The sequence below is a fragment of the Devosia sp. P1_H9 genome (assembly GCF_056405135.1).
This window is the reverse complement of record NZ_JBFUCQ010000012.1, coordinates 1-21,797: the sequence shown is the minus strand read 5'-3', so window position 1 is coordinate 21,797 and position 21,797 is coordinate 1. Positions and strand designations below refer to the sequence as shown.

General features: G+C 66.5%; 24 protein-coding genes. 8 read left to right on the top strand and 16 right to left on the bottom strand.

Annotated features, from left to right (window positions below; all coding sequences use genetic code 11):
• Nucleotides 1-28: 28 nt before the first annotated feature.
• From arsC to AC1DYL_RS19360, 4 genes are read right to left on the bottom strand one after another with little or no spacing between them, the layout of a single operon-like run.
• A complete protein-coding gene (gene arsC / locus AC1DYL_RS19375) occupies nucleotides 29-433 on the bottom strand; it encodes an arsenate reductase (glutaredoxin) (RefSeq protein ID WP_477174422.1) in 405 nt (134 codons plus the stop codon).
• The gene (locus AC1DYL_RS19370) at nucleotides 430-1,098 is read right to left on the bottom strand and encodes an aquaporin (protein ID WP_477174421.1); all 669 of its coding nucleotides are present in this window, start codon (nucleotides 1,096-1,098) and stop codon (nucleotides 430-432) included. The genes arsC and AC1DYL_RS19370 overlap by 4 nt, the downstream gene beginning before the upstream one ends.
• A complete protein-coding gene (locus tag AC1DYL_RS19365; protein WP_477174420.1) occupies nucleotides 1,095-1,625 on the bottom strand; it encodes an arsenate reductase ArsC in 531 nt (176 codons plus the stop codon). Before AC1DYL_RS19365 ends, AC1DYL_RS19370 begins: the two co-directional genes overlap by 4 nt.
• Nucleotides 1,615-1,974 carry an ArsR/SmtB family transcription factor gene (locus AC1DYL_RS19360; RefSeq protein WP_477151756.1) on the bottom strand — a complete coding sequence of 120 codons (360 nt, stop codon included), beginning with the start codon at nucleotides 1,972-1,974 and terminating at the stop codon, nucleotides 1,615-1,617. The genes AC1DYL_RS19365 and AC1DYL_RS19360 overlap by 11 nt, the downstream gene beginning before the upstream one ends.
• A gap of 113 nt (nucleotides 1,975-2,087) precedes the next feature.
• Here AC1DYL_RS19360 and AC1DYL_RS19355 point away from each other — a divergent pair, with 113 nt between their 5' ends.
• The 4 genes from AC1DYL_RS19355 (at nucleotide 2,088) to AC1DYL_RS19340 (ending at nucleotide 6,120) form a co-directional block, all read left to right on the top strand.
• Entirely contained in the window at nucleotides 2,088-2,411 is a 324-nt protein-coding gene (locus AC1DYL_RS19355) for an ArsR/SmtB family transcription factor (protein WP_477151755.1), read from the top strand.
• A gap of 48 nt (nucleotides 2,412-2,459) precedes the next feature.
• On the top strand, nucleotides 2,460-3,869 hold the full coding sequence (locus tag AC1DYL_RS19350) for an NAD(P)-binding domain-containing protein (protein ID WP_477174419.1): 1,410 nt from the start codon (nucleotides 2,460-2,462) through the stop codon (nucleotides 3,867-3,869).
• Between the two features lie 5 nt (nucleotides 3,870-3,874).
• A complete protein-coding gene (gene arsK / locus AC1DYL_RS19345; protein ID WP_477174418.1) occupies nucleotides 3,875-5,101 on the top strand; it encodes an arsenite efflux MFS transporter ArsK in 1,227 nt (408 codons plus the stop codon).
• 134 nt (nucleotides 5,102-5,235) lie between these two features.
• Nucleotides 5,236-6,120 (top strand): aldo/keto reductase, encoded by an 885-nt coding sequence (locus tag AC1DYL_RS19340; protein ID WP_477174417.1) that lies wholly within the window; start codon nucleotides 5,236-5,238, stop codon nucleotides 6,118-6,120.
• 43 nt (nucleotides 6,121-6,163) lie between these two features.
• Here AC1DYL_RS19340 and AC1DYL_RS19335 read toward each other — a convergent pair whose 3' ends face one another.
• Entirely contained in the window at nucleotides 6,164-7,513 is a 1,350-nt protein-coding gene (locus AC1DYL_RS19335) for an MFS transporter (protein ID WP_477174416.1), read from the bottom strand.
• Nucleotides 7,514-7,770: 257 nt separating this feature from the next.
• Between AC1DYL_RS19335 and AC1DYL_RS19330 the strand changes: the two genes are divergently transcribed.
• Nucleotides 7,771-8,250, top strand: a complete 480-nt coding sequence (locus tag AC1DYL_RS19330) for a tetratricopeptide repeat protein (protein ID WP_477151751.1) — start codon at nucleotides 7,771-7,773, stop codon at nucleotides 8,248-8,250.
• 68 nt (nucleotides 8,251-8,318) lie between these two features.
• Here AC1DYL_RS19330 and AC1DYL_RS19325 read toward each other — a convergent pair whose 3' ends face one another.
• The 6 genes from AC1DYL_RS19325 to AC1DYL_RS19300 form a co-directional block, all read right to left on the bottom strand.
• Nucleotides 8,319-8,537, bottom strand: a complete 219-nt coding sequence (locus AC1DYL_RS19325; protein WP_477157459.1) for a hypothetical protein — start codon at nucleotides 8,535-8,537, stop codon at nucleotides 8,319-8,321.
• A gap of 11 nt (nucleotides 8,538-8,548) precedes the next feature.
• Complete coding sequence (locus AC1DYL_RS19320; RefSeq protein WP_477174415.1) at nucleotides 8,549-9,964, bottom strand: type II and III secretion system protein family protein; 1,416 nt, start codon at nucleotides 9,962-9,964, stop codon at nucleotides 8,549-8,551.
• 103 nt (nucleotides 9,965-10,067) lie between these two features.
• On the bottom strand, nucleotides 10,068-11,150 hold the full coding sequence (gene cpaB, locus AC1DYL_RS19315; RefSeq protein ID WP_477174414.1) for a Flp pilus assembly protein CpaB: 1,083 nt from the start codon (nucleotides 11,148-11,150) through the stop codon (nucleotides 10,068-10,070).
• A gap of 123 nt (nucleotides 11,151-11,273) precedes the next feature.
• Nucleotides 11,274-12,644 (bottom strand): sensor histidine kinase, encoded by a 1,371-nt coding sequence (locus AC1DYL_RS19310; RefSeq protein ID WP_477174413.1) that lies wholly within the window; start codon nucleotides 12,642-12,644, stop codon nucleotides 11,274-11,276.
• Nucleotides 12,641-13,306, bottom strand: coding sequence for a response regulator transcription factor (locus AC1DYL_RS19305; protein ID WP_477151746.1), 666 nt, complete (start codon nucleotides 13,304-13,306; stop codon nucleotides 12,641-12,643). The genes AC1DYL_RS19310 and AC1DYL_RS19305 overlap by 4 nt, the downstream gene beginning before the upstream one ends.
• 7 nt (nucleotides 13,307-13,313) lie before the next feature.
• On the bottom strand, nucleotides 13,314-13,844 hold the full coding sequence (locus tag AC1DYL_RS19300) for a PepSY domain-containing protein (protein ID WP_477174412.1): 531 nt from the start codon (nucleotides 13,842-13,844) through the stop codon (nucleotides 13,314-13,316).
• A 70-nt stretch (nucleotides 13,845-13,914) separates the two neighbouring features.
• Between AC1DYL_RS19300 and AC1DYL_RS19295 the strand changes: the two genes are divergently transcribed.
• Complete coding sequence (locus AC1DYL_RS19295; RefSeq protein ID WP_477174411.1) at nucleotides 13,915-14,457, top strand: hypothetical protein; 543 nt, start codon at nucleotides 13,915-13,917, stop codon at nucleotides 14,455-14,457.
• Between the two features lie 117 nt (nucleotides 14,458-14,574).
• On the opposite strand, the gene AC1DYL_RS19290 is transcribed toward AC1DYL_RS19295, so the two are convergent.
• Nucleotides 14,575-15,213, bottom strand: coding sequence for a biotin transporter BioY (locus tag AC1DYL_RS19290; RefSeq protein WP_477174410.1), 639 nt, complete (start codon nucleotides 15,211-15,213; stop codon nucleotides 14,575-14,577).
• Between the two features lie 65 nt (nucleotides 15,214-15,278).
• Here AC1DYL_RS19290 and AC1DYL_RS19285 point away from each other — a divergent pair, with 65 nt between their 5' ends.
• Complete coding sequence (locus AC1DYL_RS19285; RefSeq protein WP_477174409.1) at nucleotides 15,279-16,202, top strand: MBL fold metallo-hydrolase; 924 nt, start codon at nucleotides 15,279-15,281, stop codon at nucleotides 16,200-16,202.
• Between the two features lie 6 nt (nucleotides 16,203-16,208).
• On the opposite strand, the gene AC1DYL_RS19280 is transcribed toward AC1DYL_RS19285, so the two are convergent.
• The 4 genes from AC1DYL_RS19280 to pdxH all read right to left on the bottom strand — a co-directional run bounded on the left by AC1DYL_RS19280 (nucleotide 16,209) and on the right by pdxH (nucleotide 20,144).
• Nucleotides 16,209-17,024 (bottom strand): DUF1499 domain-containing protein, encoded by an 816-nt coding sequence (locus tag AC1DYL_RS19280; RefSeq protein ID WP_477174408.1) that lies wholly within the window; start codon nucleotides 17,022-17,024, stop codon nucleotides 16,209-16,211.
• 79 nt (nucleotides 17,025-17,103) lie between these two features.
• Nucleotides 17,104-18,231 (bottom strand): M48 family metallopeptidase, encoded by a 1,128-nt coding sequence (locus tag AC1DYL_RS19275; RefSeq protein WP_477174407.1) that lies wholly within the window; start codon nucleotides 18,229-18,231, stop codon nucleotides 17,104-17,106.
• Nucleotides 18,231-19,433 carry a DUF898 family protein gene (locus AC1DYL_RS19270; protein WP_477174406.1) on the bottom strand — a complete coding sequence of 401 codons (1,203 nt, stop codon included), beginning with the start codon at nucleotides 19,431-19,433 and terminating at the stop codon, nucleotides 18,231-18,233. Before AC1DYL_RS19270 ends, AC1DYL_RS19275 begins: the two co-directional genes overlap by 1 nt.
• 75 nt (nucleotides 19,434-19,508) lie before the next feature.
• Nucleotides 19,509-20,144 carry a pyridoxamine 5'-phosphate oxidase gene (pdxH, locus tag AC1DYL_RS19265; protein ID WP_477151738.1) on the bottom strand — a complete coding sequence of 212 codons (636 nt, stop codon included), beginning with the start codon at nucleotides 20,142-20,144 and terminating at the stop codon, nucleotides 19,509-19,511.
• A gap of 109 nt (nucleotides 20,145-20,253) precedes the next feature.
• Between pdxH and AC1DYL_RS19260 the strand changes: the two genes are divergently transcribed.
• A complete protein-coding gene (locus AC1DYL_RS19260) occupies nucleotides 20,254-21,207 on the top strand; it encodes a DnaJ C-terminal domain-containing protein (protein WP_477174405.1) in 954 nt (317 codons plus the stop codon).
• Nucleotides 21,208-21,797: the final 590 nt, after the last annotated feature.

The following is a 21,797-nucleotide window of genomic DNA, read 5'->3' as shown; positions in this document are numbered from 1 at the left end:
AGAAACCAAGCGCGTCGACGGGCCCCATTCAGCGACCTCTAACGACCTCGCCATCCTCCTTGGTGAACGGCCCGATATCGGGGTTTGGCAGGATTTCGAGGACGACCTCAGACGGACGGCAGAGCCGGACGCCCTTCGGGGTGACCACGAACGGCCGGTTGATGAGGATCGGGTGCGCCATCATGGCGTCCACCAACTGCTCGTCGGCCAGCGCCGCGTCAGCCAACCCAAGGGCATCGTAGGGCGTGTCCTTCTGCCGTAGCGCCTGGCGCACTGACAAGCCCGCCTCGCGGATAAGCCAGATCAACTGCTCGCGGGTCGGCGGGGTGCGCAGGTACTCGATGATCTCGGGCTCCTCTCCGCTCTGCCGGATCATCTGAAGAGTGTTCCGGGACGTCCCGCAGTCGGGGTTGTGGTAGATGGTGACGGTCATGCTGTTGCCTCGGGTACGGGTTGAAGCCATCTGGCGAGACCGACACCCAGCGCCGCGCCAGCGAGTTGCGCCACGACGAACGCCGGCACGTCCACCGGGGCGATGCCGGAGAACGTGTCGGTGAATGCCCTCGCGAGGGTCACCGCCGGATTGGCGAAAGACGTCGACGAGGTGAACCAGTAGGCCGCACCGATGTAGAGCCCGACCAATGCGGGCACGGATGTCGGCTGTCGCTTCCCGGACAGGCTGATGACGAGCAGCAGCCCCGCCGTGGCGACAACCTCGCTGAGCCACTGGCCTCCGCCCGTTCGCACATGCTGGGACAGCTGGGCTACGGGGAGGTCGAACATGAGGTGCGCCAGCGCAGTGCCGACCAGCGCCCCGGCGATCTGGGCGACGACATAGGCGGCGGCTACGGTCGGCTGGAGGTCGCGCTGCAGTGCCGCCGCGAGCGTGACGACGGGATTGAAATGCGCTCCGGAGATCGGGCGCAACACGCTGATCAACACCACCAGCGCCGCCGCTGTCGCCAGCGCGTTGGCGAGAAGGGCGAGGGCCGGGATGTAGGTCAGGCGCTCGGCCATGATGCCGGAGCCGACTACGGTGGCGAGGAGGATCGCGGATCCCAGGGTCTCGGCGGCGAAGCGCCGGGGAAGGTCAGTCATGCGGCCCCGGATGCCTTCGAGGTGCTACCGTCCATCGCTCCAATTCCCCGGAGTTTGCTTCCCAGCGCGATGCGGTCGATGCTTGCCAACGGCAGGTTGACGAAGGCCTCAACGCGGTTGCGCATGAAGCGGAGCGCGTCCTCGAAAGCACCTCGCTTGGCGAACTCCGGCCCGTCGACATCGGCGGGGTCTTCGATGCCCCAGTGGGCAGTCATTGGCTGGCCCGGCCAAACGGGACACGCCTCGCCGGCTGCGTTGTCGCAGACGGTGAACACGAAATCCATCTTCGGTGCGCCGGGTACCGCAAACTCGTCCCAGGCCTTGGAGCGAAGGCCCGCTGTCGAGATGCCGGCCTCGGTCAGAACCGAAAGGGTCATGGGGTGGACCTGGCCCTTGGGTGTGCTGCCAGCCGAGTAGGCGTGAAAGCGGTCACCGGCCGCGTGGTTGAGCACGGCCTCGCCAAGGACGGACCTCGCGGAGTTGCCGGTGCAGAGGAAGAGGACGTTGTAGACGCGATCAGCAGGCATTCTTTCCAGCTCCGGGTGTGCAGCAGGGGGTGAACTCGGCGACGAGCGGTTCGCAAAGCTCGGGACGCCCGCCGCAGCAATCACTGACAAGGAAGCTCGCAACCTCCCTCACGCGGTCCATTTCAGCGCGGTAGATGATCGACCGGCTGTGTCGTTCCGCCGAGACAAGGCCGGCCCGGGCAAGCACTGCGAGATGGGTGGACATTGTGTTCTGCGGGACATCGAGCAGCCGCGCCACCTCTCCGGCGGGGAGGCCGTGTGGCTCGTGGCCAACGATCAGGCGAAAGGCGTCAAGCCGGGTTGCCTGGGCGAGCGCAGCGAAGACGTCGACGGCGTGGGTATTTTCCATGCATCGAGGATTATCGATATGACGATTGCCCGGCAAGTGAACCTTTTATGACGGTATTTCGGCAATCGTCGAAATAGACTTGACACATCGGGCACGCCGCATATGCTATTTCCATGAACATCGAAACAGCAGCATCGCAGCTTGAGGCGCTCGGCAACGCCACGCGGCTGAACATCTACCGGACTTTGGTGCGAGCCGGGGGCAACGGGTTGCCGGTTGGCAAGCTCCAGCTCAAGCTCGATATCGCCGCCTCCACGCTCTCGCACCACGTCAAGAAGCTGGTTGAAGTGAACCTGGTCAGCCAGGAGCGTCAGGCGACGACGCTGATCTGCCGGGCCAACTACACGAGCATGAATGGCCTGATCGGCTACCTGTCGGACGAGTGCTGCGCCGACGAGGCAAGCTGCGCCTCGACCGCCGAACAGACAGCGGCATGACGTCCTCTTTTTTACTCCATTGTTCCAACCTTCTGGAAGGATCGAAATATGGTCAACTCACATCTCCCCATCGCTGTCATCGGCGCCGGACCGGTCGGATTGGCAGCTGCGTCGCAAATCATCAGCCGCGGCCTCAAGCCCATCATCTTCGAGCGTGGCTCGTCGGTAGGCGCATCGCTGCTGGAGTGGTCTCACGTGCGGGTGTTTTCTCCGTGGGAGTACAATATGGACGCGGCCGCCAAAGCCCTCCTCTCGGAGACGCATTGGGATGAGCCGGAGGCCACCGAATTGCCGACGGGAGGCGAGATCGTGGAGAGGTACCTGCGGCCGCTATCTGAACTGCCGTCCATCGGAACGGCCTTGCGGTTGGGCGCGACCGTCACCGCGATCACGCGACAGGGTCTGGACAAGCTCTCCAACCTTCGTCGCGATACCACGCCATTCGAGATCCGATGGATCGATGCCGACGGCTGCGAAAGGTCCACGCTGGCGCGAGCGGTGATCGATGCGTCGGGTACGTGGACCAAGCCAAACCCCATGGGCGTCGATGGACTGCCTGTTCCCGGCGAGAGGGCGCTGTCCGACCTCGTCTCCTACGGCATCCCTGACGTTGCCGTGTCGGACCAGGGGGCCTACGCCGGCCGCACGACCCTTGTCGTCGGCAGCGGTCACTCGGCGATCAATGCGGCCCTCGCGCTTCTCGCCCTGCAGGAACAGTTCCCGGATACCAAAATCCTCTGGGCGCTTCGTCGCGACAACCGGCTCGACAAACTCCTGGGGGGCGGCCTGAACGATCAGTTGCCGGAGCGCGGGGCTCTCGGCCTCGCGGCCAAGAAGGCCATCGACGCCGGACGGCTCCAGATTCTTGCGCCGTTCGCCGCGACCAGCCTCCAGCGGTCCGACAAGGGCGTCACAGTCAGCGGCACTCTGGGACACGCGCCGATCACGCTCGAGGTGAACCGCGTCGTCGTAGCGACAGGGTTCAGGCCCGACCTGCAGATGCTGGCAGAGCTCCGTGTCGGCATTGATCCAGCCACGGAGGCGCCACCGACCCTGTCGCCCCTGATCGACCCGAACTTCCACTCGTGCGGAACGGTACCGCCGCACGGGGTGGAAGAACTCAGCCATCCCGAAGCGGGGTTCTATATCGTGGGAGCCAAGTCCTACGGCCGCGCCCCGACCTTCCTGATGGCGACCGGCTACGAGCAGGCTCGCTCGGTGGTGGCCGAGATCGCGGGGGACCATGTCGCCGCGCGGCAGGTCCACCTGGTGCTGCCCGAGACGGGTGTGTGCAGTGTCGCCCCGGCAGCGTCCGGCGGATCAAGCTGCTGCGGCGGGCCTGCCCTGGACGCCACCTCGTGTTGCGTCGCGGACGAGACCGCAAAGGCCGAAGGAGAAGCCGGTTGCGGGTGCGGTTCTTCGTCGGTCGCACGACCGGCGCTCGTCGAACTCGCGTAGGCATGATGACCGCAGCCACCAACCGCATGGCATCGATCGTATGGGCACTCGGGCTCACCCAGATCATCAGCTACGGCACGCTCTACTACAGCTTCGGAACGCTGGCCCCATCTATGGCGGCGGAATTCGGATGGTCGGAGGAGTGGGTGTTCGGCCTGCTGTCGGCGTCGCTGCTGGTCGGCGGGCTCGTGGCGCCCCTGTCGGGTCGCCTCGCAGACAAGTATGGGGCAGCCCAGTTGATGACATCAGGCTCCGTGGCGGCCGCCCTGGCGCTTGCGCTCTGCGCCATCGCGCCCAACGGCATCGTGTTCGCTGCCGGGCTGGCGGCTATGGAGGTCGCCTCGGCCTTCGTCCTCTATGCAACGGCGTTCGCCGCCCTCGCCCAGGCATCGCCTACCGCGGCGCGACGCAGCATCACCCACCTGACCCTCATCGCGGGCTTTGCCTCGACGATTTTCTGGCCGATCACCGCGGCGCTGCATGAGGTGTTTTCGTGGCGAGAGGTCTACCTGATCTACGCCGCGGTGAACCTGCTGGTCTGCGTGCCGGTTCACTTCTGGCTTGCCCGAGGGCATCGCCTGCGCGCGACGGAGCGACGCGACACACCCGCCACGGCTGCGCTGGTGCCGGCCGAAAAGCAGCGCCTGGCATTGGTGCTGATGCTAGCGGGGTTCGCGCTGGTCGGCTTCGTGTCGTCCGCGGTGACCGTCCACATGGTGCCCATGCTGTCGGACCTCGGGGCCGGGGAGGCGGCGGTGATTGCGACCATGCTGTTCGGTCCCTCGCAGGTGCTGAGCCGGTTGATCAATATGCAGTTCGGACGGGGGCTGTCGCAGCCGGTGCTGGCGATCATCGCCGCGCTGGTCCTCCCGGCGGGCCTCGCGGTCCTGCTGCTGACGACCCCGTGGGTTCCCGGCGCGGCGGTCTTCGCGGTGCTGTTCGGTCTGGGCAACGGGCTCTACAGCATTGTCTCGGGCACCCTGCCGCTCGTGCTGTTCGGCTCCGAAGGTTATGGGCGGCGGCTGGGCATGATCAGCTCGTCGAGGCTGCTCGCCTCGGCCGCAGCGCCGTTCGCGTTCTCGCTCGTCGCAGGCGCGGCCACGACCGCGGCAAGCGTCGCCTTCTCGGCTGCGATAGGCGTAATCGCCGTCGCCGTCTTCGTTGCTTTGCGACTTGCAGCCGGAGAGCCCTCGACGGAAGAGCGGGAGCCGGTGCCGGCGGCTCCCCGCTAGGTCGGGTGTCAACAGATGCGGCCCTAGCCCCATTCATGAATGATTTTCACAATCGCATGGGCCATTGAACGGCTAATCGTCGAGGCCGAGGGAGCCTATCTACGCGGCAGTCTGATGCGCCCGTAGGAGGCCAAATGCCAATCCCGACAATCCAGCTGAACAATGGCGTAGCCATACCCACTCTCGGGTTCGGCGTATTCCAGACGCCGCCTGATGAAACCACCGTGGCCGTGGAGGAGGCGCTACGCGTCGGTTACCGCCACATCGACACCGCGGCCGCCTATGCCAACGAGCGCGGCGTCGGCGACGCCGTTCGGCGCTCCGGCCTCAGCCGGTCGGAACTGTTCATCGAGACCAAGATCTGGATCAGCGACTACGGCTACGACGAGACGCTGCATAGCTTCGACAAGAGCGCCGGGAAGCTCGGCGTCGAGCAGATCGACCTGCTGATCCTGCACCAGGCGCTGCCCAGCGCATTCGACCGCACCCTGGGTGCCTACAGAGCGCTGGAGCGGCTGCTTGCGGACGGCAAGGTTCGGGCCATTGGCGTCAGTAATTTCATGCCCAAGCACCTGGAGCGTCTGCTGGACGAGGTGAGCGTCGTTCCGGCCGTGAACCAGATCGAGGTCCACCCCTACTTCCAGCAGCGCGATCTGCAGGCGTTGCACCAGAAGCACGGCATCCTGACGCAGGCCTGGGCCCCGATTGGCGGCATCACGTTCTACCGCCCCGGCTTCTCGAAAAGCACGCTCGCGGACCCGATCATCCTCGAGATCGGCCGGGCCCACGGCAAGTCGGCCGCGCAGGTGATGTTGCGCTGGGGCATCCAGGAAGGCCGCTCGGTCATCCCCAAGTCCGTCAAGCCCGCCCGCATCGCAGAGAACTTCGATGTCTTCGACTTCGAGCTGACGGCCGAGCAGATCGCGGCAATCGACGCACTCGATACATCCGAGCGCGGTGGCCCCGAGCCTGACGCCGTCACCCTCGAGACGTTCGGCAGGGTCATTCCCGAGGCGTGATCAGCAGCGAGGCGCACCCACGATGGACAGCGGCCCTCCGGCTTTAGGCCGGCCCGGCTTCCGGTAGGCCGCCGGCGGTGTCGTCGTCATCGGGGCCGGCGGCGTATGCGGCTGAGAGTTGGCGGTAGTATTTCGAGTTGAAGGCGATGATCGTCACCACGACGCCGAGGAGGCCGGCGAGGGTGAAGACGAGAGCGATGCCGCGTTCCGGCCCGGTGCCGAACCAGCTGCCGATCAGGTCGGCGCCGGCGCCATCGGTCATCAGCGGGATGAAGAAGAACTGCGTCAGCGGCCCGATCAGGAAGGCGGTGAGGGGCGATGCCGCGAGTTCGACCGACTGGGCGAAGCCGAACACCCGGCCCTGGCGCTCCACCGGCACGACCTTCTGCAGCGTCGTGTGCTCCGCCGCCTCGGCATAGGGGCTGAGCAGCATCCAGATGAACATGCCGGCGCCGAGCAGCCAGATCGAGGACTGGAGGGTGAACACACTGCACGCCGCCCAGGTGATGACGTTGACCAAGAGGAGCGTGCGCAGCGGCTGCTTGCCCAGACCGGTCCTCGCGATGACGATGCCGCTGATGATGAAGGCGGTGGAGAGCACGCCGAACAGCAGACCCCACGTCTCGACCGAGACCAGCGACAGCCCGTAGGCATCGAGCAGGGCCATGAAGATGCCAGCGAGGAAATTGTTGAAGCAGGCAAACAGGATCAGCGCGAACAGCCCTGGCACCGCGGCGATCAGCCGGATGGTGCCGCGGATATCGACACGCTTGGGTTCGGCCGGCTCGCCGGCCACGGGCTCCACTCGTTTTTCGTCAATGCTGACGAAGACCAGGTGGGCGTAGGCCAGCACCGTGAGCGCCAGGGCCAGGACCAGCACCGCCAGCATGCCGCCCCAGGCGACGAGGAAGCCTGATATTACCGAGGTGGTGAGAAAGCCGATGCCGCTCACCATGCCGACGAGGCCGTTAGCCTTGTCACGCCGGTCCTCGGGGATGAGGATCGTCACCAGCGTTGGCAACGCGATACTGCGGATATTGCCGGCGATGACGCCCAACATGATCAGCGCCACGAATACCCATAGCTGCCAGCCATAGGGGTCGGTGAACGCCTCCTGCGGTACCAACAGCAGCAGCGCCAGCGACACTGCATAAAAGACCAGCGAGACGACGCTCGAGCCGAGCATCGCCAGCTTCTTGGGATTGTGGTCGACGATGCTGCCGAACCAGAAGCCGAACCCCGCCGTCAGCACCAGGTAGACGCCGGCGATCATGCCGGTGGCGAATACCGACTTGGTTTCGAGAAAGACCCAGAAGGTCAGCGCGAACCAGACGGTGAAGTTGGTGATGTTGGCAACGAGGTTGTTGCCGAGGATCTGGTGGAAGGGGTTCATCGTCGTAACCTGAGCGGTGAATCTGTCGACAGAGATGGAACCTCGGGCCCCATGATGCAACGTCGATCGGTTCGTAACGGCCGCCGGTAACCCGCCATTAAGCGTAACCGCACTGGCCATGCGCATATTTACCAAGCGGTATCCAAGCGCGCCCTAGCGTTCTGTCACTTAGGTCAAGGCACGCGTGCGCGCGGGCCTCTCGATGGGGGCATTGAGGGATGGTTAGCTGCTTTGGCAGGCGTTTGCGGTATGGGCTGTTGGCCGCGGCGCTCGTGGCGCTGCCGCTGAGCGGCTGCAGTTCGGCCGGCCTCAGCACCTTCGGCAGCAACAAGCTGGCGGTCGCCGAGATCTCCAATATCGAGACCTATACGGCCGATGGCGCGCTGCGCGAGGCCAAGGCCCATTTCCGCAACAGCAATTTCGGCTACTCGGCTGCCTTCTACAAGCGGGCCGTGGAGCTGACGCCGAACAATGCCGAGGGCTATGTCGGGCTCAGCGCGTCGTATGACCGGCTCGGCCGCTTCGACCTGTCCGACCGGGTCTATGCCTCGCTCTACCAGATGTCGGGCGGCACGGCGCAGTACTTCAACAATGTGGGCTATTCCTACATGCTGCGCGGCAACCTCAGCGAGGCGATGAAGAACTTCCGCAAGGCGCAGAAGCTCGACCCGGACAATCTGGTGGTTGCCAACAACATCCAGATCCTGTCGCGGGCAGCGGCCGAGAGCCGCGCCTAAGGCGATCGAGCGTTTGAAACACTGGCGGAGTGCCCTGCTTTCGCGGGAACAACGGCGGTGGAGGGCGTCTATTCCGCCGGTGCAGCGGGGGATGTGACGATCGCGCCGTCCTTGCCCAGGCCCTTGGTCGAGTACATCGAGCGCTTGCTGGGATTGGTGGTCTGCTGCGCGAGGTTCGCTTTCACCGCATCGCCGGCGCTGTAGCCCACCCGGTCGGTGCGCTGCATGTAATCGTAGGTGCAGCCGCCCAGCGCGGCGAGGAGCGCAATCGCGGCGGCGGTACGCATGGCGTGCCCGTTCAAGTGCCGCTCCCCAGGTCGATGATGTATCCATAGGGGCCCGCGACGCCGTCGCCGGTCTGGAAGTTCTTCAGCATCTTGGGCGTCACTTCCATCTTCCCGAGGGCGAAGAACTCGAGGTCGTTGGCCGGCTGCGTCGCCTCGAGCGGGGTTGCAACGACCTGGCCGGGCGTAGTCGGCTGCACCAGGCGCGGCGTGACGATCACCACCATTTCGGTGTCGTGCTTCTGGAAGCTCGAGGACTTGAACAGCGAGCCGAGGATCGGCACGTCACCCAGCCACGGCAGCTGGTTCTGGTTGAGTTCGGTATTGGCCTGCAACAGGCCCGCGACCGAAAAGCTCTGGCCGTCGCGCAGCTCCACCGTTGCGTCGAGGTTGCGGGTGTTGAACACCGGGTCGCCGGACGAGGTGAAGCCGTTGATGCCACTGACTTCAGGCGTCAGGTGGATCTGGATGCGGTCGTCATCGAGCACCGTGGGCTGGAACACCAGCCGCACACCGAAGTCGCGATAGCTGAGCGCGGCATTGCCGCTCTCGTCCACCACCCGGATCGGCACCTGGCCGCCGGCGAGGAAGCTGGCACTCACGCCCGAGAGGGTCGTCAGGTTCGGCTCTGCCAGCGTGCGCACCAGCGCCTTGCCCTCGAGCGCATTGATGGTCGCCGTCAGGTTGATGCCGCCCGAGGCAATGATGCTGGTGACGAAGGACGCGAAGGAACTGCTCACCGGGTTGGCCGGGCCGCCGCCGATGGTGGCGTCGACGCCCCCGACATTGCCGCCCCACTGGATGCCGAGTTCACGGCCGGCGTCGCGCTGCGCTTCGAGGATGCGGACCTCGAGATTGACCTGCTGGCCGCCGCTCAGCGTCATGGTATTGATCACCGCCGGGCTGCCGTACTGCGCGACGATGTCGAGCACCTTCTGCATGGTGACCGAGTCGGTGACCGTGCCGCCGAGCCGCACGCGGCCATTGACGCTGCTGACCTTGACGTTGGAGTTCGGCAGCGCCGAGTGGATCGAGCGCGCGATGTCGGCGGTATCGACACCGACTTCCACCGCCAGCAGCCCGACCGGGGCGCCTTCGGCGGAGAACAGGTTCACCGTGGTGGTGCCAAAGCCCTTGCCGACCAGATAGAGCGACTTGTCGGTGATCGGCTGTGCGTCGGCGATCAGTGGGTCGGCCGAGACGATCTTGAACACCGGATCGGAGATGGTGACGGTCACCGCCTGCGACACCGGCAGCTTGATCCGCATCACCGATGTGGTCTTGAGATCGTAGTTGACGGTCTGCGCCAGCGCCGGGGCCAAACCCCCGACCAACAGCGCGCCGACCAGCATCGCCAGTCGCAGCGCCCACCTAAGTCCCTGGGACAGCAGCGTTCTGCCATTGTCCCGGTTTCTGTTCAGTTCGTGCATCGTGCTAACGTTCTCAAGCAACCCGGCAAGTTCTAGCAAAGCCGGGTCAACGGCGATTTAACGGCGGTACGGTTTGGCACCTTCATAGGGGCGCCCAAACCGGTCATTTGGCCCAGAACGGGCTCGACATGCGGATCGCCTGGTTGGTGCTCCGCTCGGCGGCGGGAACCGCTTCGGCGGCATCGACGATCGGCCGCAACACCAGCGACAGCTTGCCCGCGCCGGTGGCATTGATGATCACCTCGGCCTGCGCGCTATCGAGCTGCAATGTCGCGGTCGCCTCGTTGGCGAAGATCTCGGCGCGCGGGTTCTCGGGATCCGTCGGCGCACCCGTGGTGCCCGTCTCGCCGAGCCGGGTGTTGATCGCCAGCACCCGCACGTTGCGCAGGATCGTGTCCGAGACCTGGCCGAGTTCGCTGCTGCGCGTCAGCACCACGTCGACCCGGTCATTGGGGACGATGAAGCCGCCCGAGGCGGACGAGGCGGAAATCACCACCGAGACGCCGCGCGTACCGCTGTCGAGCACCGCGGAGAGGTAGCCGTCGCCCGGCTGTGCCAGCTTGTCGGCGCGGATCGGCTCGCCGGGGAAGAACTCGAATCGGGCCACCGCGCCGTTCATCTGGGTCATCGCATCGGGCATCGCCGCCGCGGTGATGTACTCGGTACGGACCGCGCCCTCGGGCCAATCGATCCACTCGACCGATTCCGGCGTCAGCCGCTGGCCGAGGCCGATGCCGGTCTTGGCGGCGAGGACCTGCAGCCGCGGCTCCTGCACGACTTCGGTCACCGGCTGGACGACGGTCTGCGTCACCGGCTGGCTCGACTGCGTGGTGAGGTAGGCGGCCAGCCCGCCGGCAATCAGCGCCACGGCGAGCAGCGCAATGCGGGAGGGCGGGATCTTCCAGCGCCAGCCGAGATTCTGCGGCGGCGGGGCGGATTGGCGACGGTCACCACCCTTGCGGCGATCGGTATTGGTGACCACCGTCTGCAGCGCCTCGGAGCGCCACGCATCGAGGTTGCGGCGTTCCGTCTGGGTCGGCGGCGGTGTCCAGGTAACTTCGGCCAGCACTTTGTCCAGCACCTGTGGGTCGGCCTTGAGTGCCGCGGTTCGCGGCAGTTCAGGGCGGAGGGCCTCTTTGACTTCGCTGTCATCCTTGAGAGCGACCGTTTGTGTACGCCGGAGCACGAATTCCTCGCTGTGCGGCCAGAAGAGCTGCCGGCATTCGGCCGACCCGTAGTTGTCTACGCGAAAAGGCTCACGGCTTCGTTCCAAAGACCGGCGACTTTGAACGACAGGGTTAAGCTTGGGCTAACCAAGAGCCGCCTGGGCCAGCGGCAGCCGTACTGTCGCCTGCAATCCGCCCTCTGCGGCGCGCGAAAACTGCACGGTGCCGGAGTTCAGTGCGACCACTTCGAGCGCGATGGCGAGGCCGAGGCCGGAGCCGCGCCGGCTCTCGTCATGGCGCTGGCCGCGCACGCCGAGTTGGGCGATCTGATCCTCGGGGAGGCCGGGCCCATCATCGGCAATCGTGAGGTCCGCGAACTCGCCATCGGACCGGGTTTCGACCCGCACCAGCGACTTGCCCCACTTGGCAGCGTTCTCGAGGATCACCCCGACCAGCTCGAGGAGGTCATGGCGGTCGATATCGACCTTGAGGTCCGGCGCCAGGGCGAGCTGCCAGTCCAGCACTTCGCCTTCATGCGTGCGGCCAAGCACGGCCACGGTGCGGGTCACGGCCTCGTTCAGCGAGGCGCTGAGCTGGTGTGCCCGGGTGCGCATTCTCAGCCGGGACAGCCGCAACTGGTACTCGACCCGGTCGTCCATCTCGCCGACGATCTCATCCACCTGCGCCCCCGCCTCGGCGTGACCGGTGCTTTGCATATCGGCGGCGAGATTGCGCAGCACCGACAGCGGCGTCTTCAATCCATGCGCCAGATCGGCGGCGCGGGCTCGGGCGAACTCCATCGATTTGCGCTGCTGCGCCAACAGTTCGTTGACCTCGCCGACCAGCGGCAGCACCTCGGCCGGGTAGCGGGGCGGCAGCGTCTGGGTCTCGCCGCGACGCACCGCGCCGATGCCTTCGCGAAGACTCTCAAGCGGCTTCAAGCCGAGCTGAACCTGCAGCCACGCTGCGAGGATCAGCGCCACGCCGAGCACCGCCAGCGCCCGCATCAGGTCGCCGCCGAAGCGGCGGATCGACTCGTCGAGCACCGCCCGGTCTTCGGCCAGCGTGACCCGGAACAGCTTGGTGCCGGCATCGTACGCAAAGCTGACCTCGCGCACCATGCCGGAAAGCGACTGCTCGCTCGGTCCGGCCAGCGTGCCGAAGCGCTCGGCGCCACCCGGGGCGGTGGCGCCGCTGGTATCGAGCATGTGGTCCCACAACGAGCGCGAGCGCCATGTCTCGCCCGAGGCGATCGCCTCGACCTGCCAGTAGACGCCTGAAAACGGCGTGCCGTAGCGCGGGTCGGGCAGCGCATTGGGGGGCACCGGGTCCGTGGCAGCCGGGTCGATCTGGGCCACCAGCCGGTTGAGGCTGGCGGTGAGCCCGTCGCGCATCGAGCGCTCGACATTGGCGGTGAACATCCAGCCGATGCCCAGCCCGGCGATCACCAGCGCCAGGACGATCCACAATGCCGCGCCGCCGAGCAGCCTCAGGCGCAGCGAGCGGGGGTTCATTCCTCAAGCGCCCCCAGATAGTAGCCGAAGCCCCGTCGGGTCTTGATGATATCGCTGCCGAGCCGTCGCCGCACGCGGCCGACCAGCACTTCGATCGAGTTGGATTCGCGCTCGAAATCCTGCGCGTAGAGGTGCTCGGTGATCTCCATCTGCGACACCACGCGGCCGCGCTGGTGCGCCAGGTAGGCGAACAACCGGTATTCCTGCGGGCTGAGGCTGATCGGGATGCCGTCCCGGGTCACCTGCATGGTCCGGGTATCGAGCACCAGGTCCTCGATCTCGACGCGCGAGGAGGCAAAGCCACCGGAGCGGCGGACAATGGCGCGGATGCGGGCCACCACCTCTTCGACGCGGAACGGTTTCACCACATAATCGTCGGCGCCGGCCTCGATGCCTTCCACCCGCTCTTCCCAGTGGCCGCGGGCGGTGAGGATCAGCACCGGTCCGGTACGGCCGGCCTTGCGCCAGCGCTTCAGGATGGTGAGGCCGTCGAGCGTCGGCAAGCCGAGGTCGAGGACGATAGCGTCGAATTCTTCGGTGTCGCCGCGGTACCAGATCTCTTCGCCGTCGGTTTCGATCTCAGCAACGAAACCGGCCGCCTGCAAGGCGGCGGCGAGAGCTTCGGCGATCCGTCGATCGTCTTCGGCGACCAGAACCCGCATGTGATGCTCAGTTCGTCTCCACGGGCAACCCGGAGCGAGCATAGAAGTAGAGTTCGCTCACGTCACCAGCCTTGCCCAGGACCTTGATCTCATAGAGCAGGATATCCTGCACCGAGACCAGTTGCGCGTCGATGATCTCGCCATCAGTCAATAGCCTCGCACGCAGCATGATGTCCTCGAGCGGCAGCGCACGGTGGTTGCGCACCGCTTCGAGCGCCGAGTCCTGACCCAGCGGTGTCGCGCCGGAGGATCCAAGCGACAGATCGAGCCCACCCTCGCCGGAACCGCCGAGATCGAGGTCGAGGCCCAGCCCGCCTTCACCGCCCAGGTCCACATCGACATCGAGTCCGCTATCGCCGCCGACATCCACGTCGACACTCCCGAGGCCGCCCAGATCGAGGCCGAGCCCCTGCGCCATGGCGGCGGGGCTGAACAGCAGGCCGGCGGCACATACCAGTGCCAGCAGCAGCCGATGATTCGGTCGGATGGGGAGCATGGGCGACAGAATAGCTTCGCGACCCTGACCGTTGCCTGACAACGATCTCATCCGGGTGTCAGGCCGAATCCCCCAGACTCCGACTCGCACTAACGGCAAAGGAGCCATCATCGTGAAAACTCAACCCCTCGCCGCAGCGCTTGTCTGCCTCTGCATCCTCTCCACGCCCAGTCTGGCGCTCGATCTCAGCGTAGGCGCTTCGCTCGGCGGCGACGTTTCGGCCGGCGAAGGCACCGGCCTGTCGCTCGGCCTCGGCGCCGACGCCAATGTCGGCATCAATGCCGTCAATTCTACCGATAGCACGGCAGGGGGCCTCACCGCCAACGCCTCGGCGGCTGCGTCCTTAACATCCGATGACGAGCTCAGGGTGGTGATCGGACTGATCGAAACCAGCAACTGGACCGATCTCAGCCTCTCCGGCCTCACCGACGTCAACGCTACCGCCTATGACGTGAGCGGCTGGATCAACGCCGACAACGCGGCGGCGCTCGACCTGGCGCTGACCGACAACGCCGGCGAGATAGAAGATCTGCAGGCCGCCGTTTCGGGCAATGTCGCGCTCGATGCCTGGCTCGAGGCCAACAATGCCGAGGCCGAGGACGTCATCGCTATCGGCGTTGCGGCCGACGGTTCGCTGGCAGTGTTCACCAACTAGACCCTGTTCCTGCCCCGAATGGCGCGGTTCGAAAGGACCGCGTCATTCGTGCAGGCGACCAAACCAACGAAAAGGGCCGGTCCTTCGACCGGCCCTTCGCATTTCGTAGCAGGGCGATCAGGCCTGCTTGGGCAGCAGCTTCCAGATGCTGACGACGCTGAGCGCCGCAAAGGCCATCTTCAGCAGATCCCAGACGATGAACGGCGCCACGGCCCCGTTCCAGGCCGTGCCGATCAGGTTGGTCGCATCGAGCCAGGTCGGCAGCGCTGCCCCGGACTGGACGATAACGTTGGCGACAACCAGCAGCCAGGTGAAGCCAAAGGCGAACAGCACCGCGTCGCCGAGGACCATGGCGCCAAACAGCAGCACGATGCGGCCCGAAGCGCCGAGATCCGCCGCGCGGCCGATGATGTAGGCCATCGGCAGGTAGCCGAGGATGAAGCCGAAGGACGGGCGCATGACGTAGTCGAGGCCGCCGCCGGTGGCAAAGACCGGCAGGCCCGAGAGGCCCTGGACAATGTAGAGGGCCACGGTGGCAACGCCGATGCGCCAGCCGAAGCCGGCGGCAAGCGCCGCGACCGCGAGAGTCTGGAGCGTCACCGGGATCGGCATGACCGGCACGCTGATCTTGGCCGACAGCGCCAGCACCAGCGATCCGAGCACCACGGTGACCAGATTTGCCGCGAGGCGGGCCGACTGCGACTTGGGCGAGAGCACGCCGAGAACGGTGTTCGGCGTGGTGAGCGTCAAGGCCATTGCCAATCCTTCATCCTGAGGAGCATTTCTAGCCCGATTTCTAGTCGCTCGCTTGGGAGAGCGCAATGGCCGCCCCACCCCCCGCACTGCAGTTCAACACCGCGTTCGACCCGGAAACCGGGCGTGCGGTGCCGGTGGCTCCGGGTCTCGCTCGCATCACGGCACCCAATGCCGGACCCTATACGTTCAAGGGCACCAACGGCTTCCTCGTCGGTACCGACAGCCTCGCGGTGATCGATCCCGGCCCCGACGACAAGGCGCATCTCGAGGCGCTGTTGCGAGCGATCGGCGAGCGCAAGGTCGAGGCGATCGTCCTCACGCACACCCATCGCGACCATTCGGCGCTGGTGCCCAAGCTCAAGGCGGCGACCGGCGCGCCGGTGTGGTTCGGCGGCAGGCACCGGCTGAGTCGCGCGCCGCGGCTGTTCGAGATCAACGCCGTGGATCGCGAAAGCGACTGGGCACTGGAGCCCGACCGGGTGCTGCGGGATGGCGACCAGCTCAATCTCGGCGGCGTCGCGCTCGAGGTGATCAAGACCCCCGGCCATTGCGCCAACCACCTGGCTTTCGGCCTCGTCGGCACGCCGTGGCTGCTGACCGGCGATCACGTCATGGGCTGGAACTCGACGCTGGTCTCGGTGCCGGACGGCTCGATGGCCGATTACCTGCACGCGCTCGAACGGGTGGTCGGGCTCGGCTACGCCCACTACCTGCCGGCGCATGGCGGGGTGATCGAGGACGGTCCGGCCTATGCCAGGGCATTGCTGGCACATCGGCAGGAGCGCAACCGGCAGGTGCTCGCCGCGGTCGAGGGCGGAGCGCGCAAGGTGAGCGAGTTGCTGGCCCCGATCTATCCCAAGCTGCCGCTGCCGCTGCGCGGAGCGGCGTTGATGACGCTGAAGGCGCATGTCGAATACCTGGCCGACCGCGGGCTGATCGGCGCGACTTACGGCGTATTCGGCACGACGATCTTTCCGTCGCGGACCTGAGCGGTCTTACTCCGGTTCCCCGCCGGCGGGCGGCGGCGGGGAGGCTTCGACATCCGGCGCCGTCGCAGCCTGCGGGGCATCGCGCAGCGTCAGGGTGATCTTCTCGTCGAGCGCCAGCAGGAATTCCTCGATCCGCTTGCCGTTCTCGCCGAAATCGTGGAAGCCGCTGAGCGGCACCGAGCGCATGTCGATGGTCGAACCCTGCGCCGTGCCGGTCACCCGGATCGCCACCTCGTCGCGCCAGCCGAACAGCGTCACCGCGATAGCGTTGATCTGGCCGATGTCGAGCGCGGTCGGTGGCGCGCGCCGGGTCCGCACGTCCCAGCCACGCGCCTCGACGAGGTCGTCGACGATGGTGAACATCTCGGTGGCTTCGATCGGGTAGGTGCGGGTCTGCACGTTGGGGAAGGTCGTCGCGATCAGCTCGCGCAGTGCCGTGCTGGTCGGCGCGACACGCACCGGCGAGACCAGCGGCAACGGGTCGGTGACATCGGTGGTCACCTCGTTGACCATCGGAAAGCGCGTCGCCTCGTAGCCGAGATAGGCGAAGGGGAGGAGGCAGAGGATGCCGAAGAACAGGCCCCAGCCCCCCTTGCTCCAACCCCGGTCGCCGGTGAGCCACAGCCGCCCGAATGCGCCGAGCGCGAGGAACACCGCCAGCGCCGCGACCGCTGCCGCCACCGCCTCGATGACGGCGAAGTCGGCACTGCTGATCATCTGCTCACGGTGCAGCAGTATCGGGATGATCGTGAGCGGCAGCGCCAGGCTGCCGAAGCGCCGGGCCCAGATCGCCCATTTCGAGGTGCGGATGAGTATGCGCATCGTGCCGGCCGGAAATGCAGTTGAGCTAAGGGATAAGCACGGCAGGCCGCTTCATGCAAAGCCTCGCCGAATAAAGCTGTTAGGAGCCAGGCTGCGGTGGCCCGCACATCGCCTTGATCGCCGCCCATTCGTCGGGGCTGAACACCTGCCGGCCGGCCGGCGGCTGCGGCATCGCCTCCAGCGCGGCGTGCCGTTCGGCCGTCAGCGGGTGCGAGCTGAAGACGCTCAGCATGCGGCCGGTATCGTCGTCGGCGGCCACCCGTTCGAGCAGTGTCGCCAGCGCCGTCGGGTCGAACCCCAGCCGCTCGCCCGTCGCCCCGGCAAAGGCATCGGCCTGCCGTTCCGCGTCGCGCGAGAACCGTGTGTCGATCAGCGCCGCGCCGAGACCGCCGGCGACCGAGAGCCCGGTCATGTCGCCGAGCACGAAGCCGACCAGCAGGCCGGTGGCGGAACTGGCGATCAGGCCTTCGAGGCCGTGCCGGTGGAGCACATGGCCGAGTTCATGCGCCATCACCCCGGCGAACTCGTCGGGGCTTTGCGTCTCCGCCAGGAGCGCCGAGAAATAGTAGCTGTGCCCGCCCGGTAGCGCGAAGGCGTTGGGGATTGCCGATCGCACCACCTTGATGTCGGGGGTGAACGGCGAGCCGGTGCCGGCCAGCACATCCCTCGCAAAGCTGTCGATAGCGCGGTTGGCGAGGCTGCCCGGATCGGCATCGCAGAGCTGCACCGAGCCGTTCTCGCTCACCAGCGAGTTGATCTGCTCGAGCGCCGTCTCGCCCAGTTGCGCCTCCCAGGCGGGCGGCACCAGCGGCACGATACGGCTCGCCAGCAAAGGCACGCCGACCACATAGGCGACGATGACGGACAGCAGCGCCCCGGTGGCGATGCCGATGATCTTCAGCTGTTCGCCGGTCTCGCCGCGTTGCCGCCGCTTCAGCGCCGGCAGCAATTGCCGCGTCGCGTCGATCCAGCCTTTGCCGGTGAGGCGCAGGCGCGCGCCATAGGGCCGCCCGGTGGCGCCAAGCCGCAGCTCGCCTTTGCGCGACGGCACTTCGAAGATGTCGTCGACCGGCCAGCTGTCGATCTCGTCCAGCGTATCGATATCGGCGATGATCATTTCGGGCGGCTCGGGCGCCCGGGTTATGGCGAAGGTGACGATGCGCGTCGCGGCGACGAGGCCGTCGTGATAGGTGGCAACGGGCTCCATCAGAACGACCCCACATTGAGCGCATCGGCGAGGCCTTCGCCGACCAGCGCCTGGTCCTCGTCGATGGCGCGGATCGCGGCGAGGCTCTCGACATTGCTGAGCGTGGCGCGTGATGCCACGGCCTTCCAGTAGCCGAAATCGAGGATCGTCTCGGCGAGGAGGCTGAAGCTGGCAAAGCCCACGAGATAGCCGCCGATCACCAGCGTCGCCCCGGCCCAGCCCGACATTGCCAGCTGGCGGAAGTCGCCGACCGGATCGATCTGGTGGGTGAGGTAAAGCTGCATGAACAGCATCGTGCCAACCAGCATCAGCGCAACCAGCACGCCGAATAGCGCGACGCCGAATACGGTATACTGCCCGACCAATGTGCGGGCCCGCACGTGGACGCTGACCGCGACGTCGCCGAGCCGGATGGCCGAGAGCATGCGGCTCGCCTCGCGCGACCGCCAGTACGGGAAGACGAGACCGGCGACCAGCAAAACGGCGAGCAGGCTGATCCCGATCCATCCGCCGCCGCCGCGTGCCGCGATATTGAGCCCGATCGCCGCCGCCACGGTCACGGCCACTACGCCGTAGGCGCGGTAGAACGGGCCGGCTATCGTCCTCCAGCTGCCTGCGAAAGTGACCTGCCGATTGCCGTACCAGGTGTTGTTGTAGCGGTAGCGCCAGAGGTTGCCGACCATCAGCGGGTAGGTCAGCCCAAGTGTGACCAGCACCAGCAGCGACCAACCGAAGCGCCGCCAGGCATAGCCCCAGGCGCTGCCCTTCTGGTCGAAGCGGATGCCGCGCCACAGCGTGCGTGACAGCCGGAAATCGCGGCCGCGATATTGCGCATAGCCGGTGAGCAACCAGAGCAGCGCCGCAACGCATCCGTAGCCGACCAGTGCAAAGGTGCCCGACTGGGTCGAGAATACGAAGAAGGCGACGTAGATCGGGAGGAAGAAGGCGACGGCGAACAGGAAGCCGATCAGCAGCTGCCGCGCATTGCCGGTATATTCGAGCGGCTCACCGGCGACGACGGTGTTCTGCCAGTAGAAGCGGCGCTTCGTGGTGGTGACCCAAAACCGATAGACGCCGAGCGTCGGCAGCATCAGCAGGTAGCCGCGCAGCAGCCTGCCGAACAGTTCCGAGCGGGTGCCGGTGAAAGCCACGGCGTCGTGGCTGGGCTGGGCGTCCTCGCCCAGTGTCCCATCAGTCAGCATCCCCGTCCGCGCCTCCGAGCCCCGCCGATATCTTGCAGGCCGCGGCAGAACTGGCAATCCGTCGGTAAACGATTGTTACGGATAGAGCCGCTGGCGGCTCCAGGCTCCGTCGGGCAGGGCGCGGGTAAAGCGCACCCGGTCGTGCAGCCGGTTGGCGCCGTCCTTCCAGAACTCCATCACCTGCGGGATCACCCGGAAGCCGGACCAATGGGCCGGCCGGTTCACCGGCTCGTCCTCGCGAAAGCTCTTGTTCAGCGTTTCGACCCGTTCCAGCAGCGCGTAGCGGTTGGCCAGCGGCCGAGACTGCTTGGACGCGTGGGCGCCGATCTGACTCACCCGAGCTCGGGTGGCGAAATAGGCGTCGGCCTCCTTGTCGGCCACCACCTCCACCGGCCCGCGCACCCGGATCTGCCGGCGCAGCGTCTTCCAGTGCATCACGAACGCGGCCTTCGGATGCGCCAGCAGTTCGCGGCCCTTGTCGCTTTCGAAATTGGTGAAGAAGCAGAAGCCCCGCGCGTCCCGCTGGTTGAGCAGCACCATGCGCACGTCCGGCATGCCGTCCGCGTCGACGCTGGCCAGCGCCATGGCGTGCGGATCGTTCGGTTCGCTCTCCTGCGCCGCCGCGAACCACTCCTCGAACAGCGAGCAGGGGTCGATCGGCGCGGTATCGGAATCGTCGAACAGGCGCTCGGTAAGTGTCGTTGCAGGCATGGCTTTACCCTCGTCGCGCGCCAGTCTGGACAAGCCCGGAGCGCATGGCCATATAGGATGGCGCGGGGCGCGAAAGCAAATCCCCGACCCGCTCGAATTGAAAGAACCCATGCGCGACCCGTATACCGTGCTCGGGGTGCCCAAGTCCGTCACCGAGAAGGACCTCAAGGCGGCCTATCGCAAGCTCGCCAAGGCGCATCACCCCGATCAGAACCAGGACGACCCCAAGGCCCACGCGAAATTCGCCGAGGTCTCGTCCGCCTATGATTTCCTGTCCGACAAGGACAAGCGCGCCAGCTATGACCGCGGCGAGATCGACGCTGACGGCAACCCGCGCTTTGGCGGCTTTGGCCGCACCGGTGGCGGTGCCCGCCCCGGCGCCGGTGCTGGAGCGAGCGGGTTCTCAGCCGAGGACATCCTCAAGGAATTCATGTCGGGCTTCGGTGGCCAGCAGCGCGGGCCGACCCGTGGCGCCGGCGGCAGCCAGAGCTGGGACCCCTTCACCGGCGCCTCGAGCGGCGGCTTCAATACCGGCCGCACCACCGGCATGGGCGGCGAAGACATCAACGCCACCGCAACGGTGACGCTGGAGGAGGCCAATGCCGCAGGGAGCGTGCCGTTGCGCATGCCGACCGGCAAGGTGCTGAACGTCAAGCTCCCCGAAAAGGTCGAGGAAGGCCAGCAGATCCGGCTCAAGGGCCAGGGCCATCCCTCGCCGCTGGGCGGCCCGCCCGGCGACGCCATCGTCACGGTGAAGTTCGAGCGCCACAAGCAGTTCCGCCGCGATGGCGCGGACCTGCGCGTCGACGTGCCGATCACGCTCTACGAGGCGGTGCTCGGCGGCAAGGTCCGGGTCCCGACCCTCGACGGTTCTGCCGAACTGAACCTGCCGGCTTCGGTCAATACCGCCAAGGCGCTGCGGCTGAAGGGCAAGGGCCTCCACGGCGCGGGCGACCTGTACGTCACGCTGCGGATCGTCCTGCCCGAGCAGGGCGACCCCGACCTCGAAAGCCTGATGCGCTTCTGGCGCGACCAGAAACCGTACAAGGTGCGGGACAACTAGGCCTCGAGGGCGTGGTGCTCATCCAGGGCACACCAACAGGTCCGACAGCCCACCGGCTTCGGAGGTTTCAAAGAACTCTGCCCTCTCGGACAGAACGAAGCGGGACCGGCGAGGCGTTTGCCCCGTAGCGGTAGTCCGCAGATGAATGAGGCTCACGCCTCGCCGGCCGGCCGGGGTTTTGGGCCTATGCCACCAGGGCCGGGGCGCATCCCCTGCCGCATCGCGAGAACGATGGGAAACGCTGAAGGCGGCCGGAATGCCAGCACCGCCTTCGTTGCTCCCGCCCGGCTCATGCGTGCCAGGCTTCGTCCCTTGGGCAGCTCCGCATCGAGCAACCCTCGCGTGATAGCGGCTTGACCGGCGAACCGGTCCTTGCCGTGATGGTTTCCGCCTGAACTGCAGCGACCCGCAGCCCACCCGGTCTCCCCCGCACCAACCACTCGTCATGATCTCGCTTCGGTGCAGCGGATGGGGGGAGAATCGCATGGGTGGGGAGCGGGGGGATAGATCGGCGCAAGATTCTCGCAACGCCTTGCCCGGCCTCACGATTGTGGCTCCGCTCACCCCCATCCATCCCCCCGTCAGAGGGG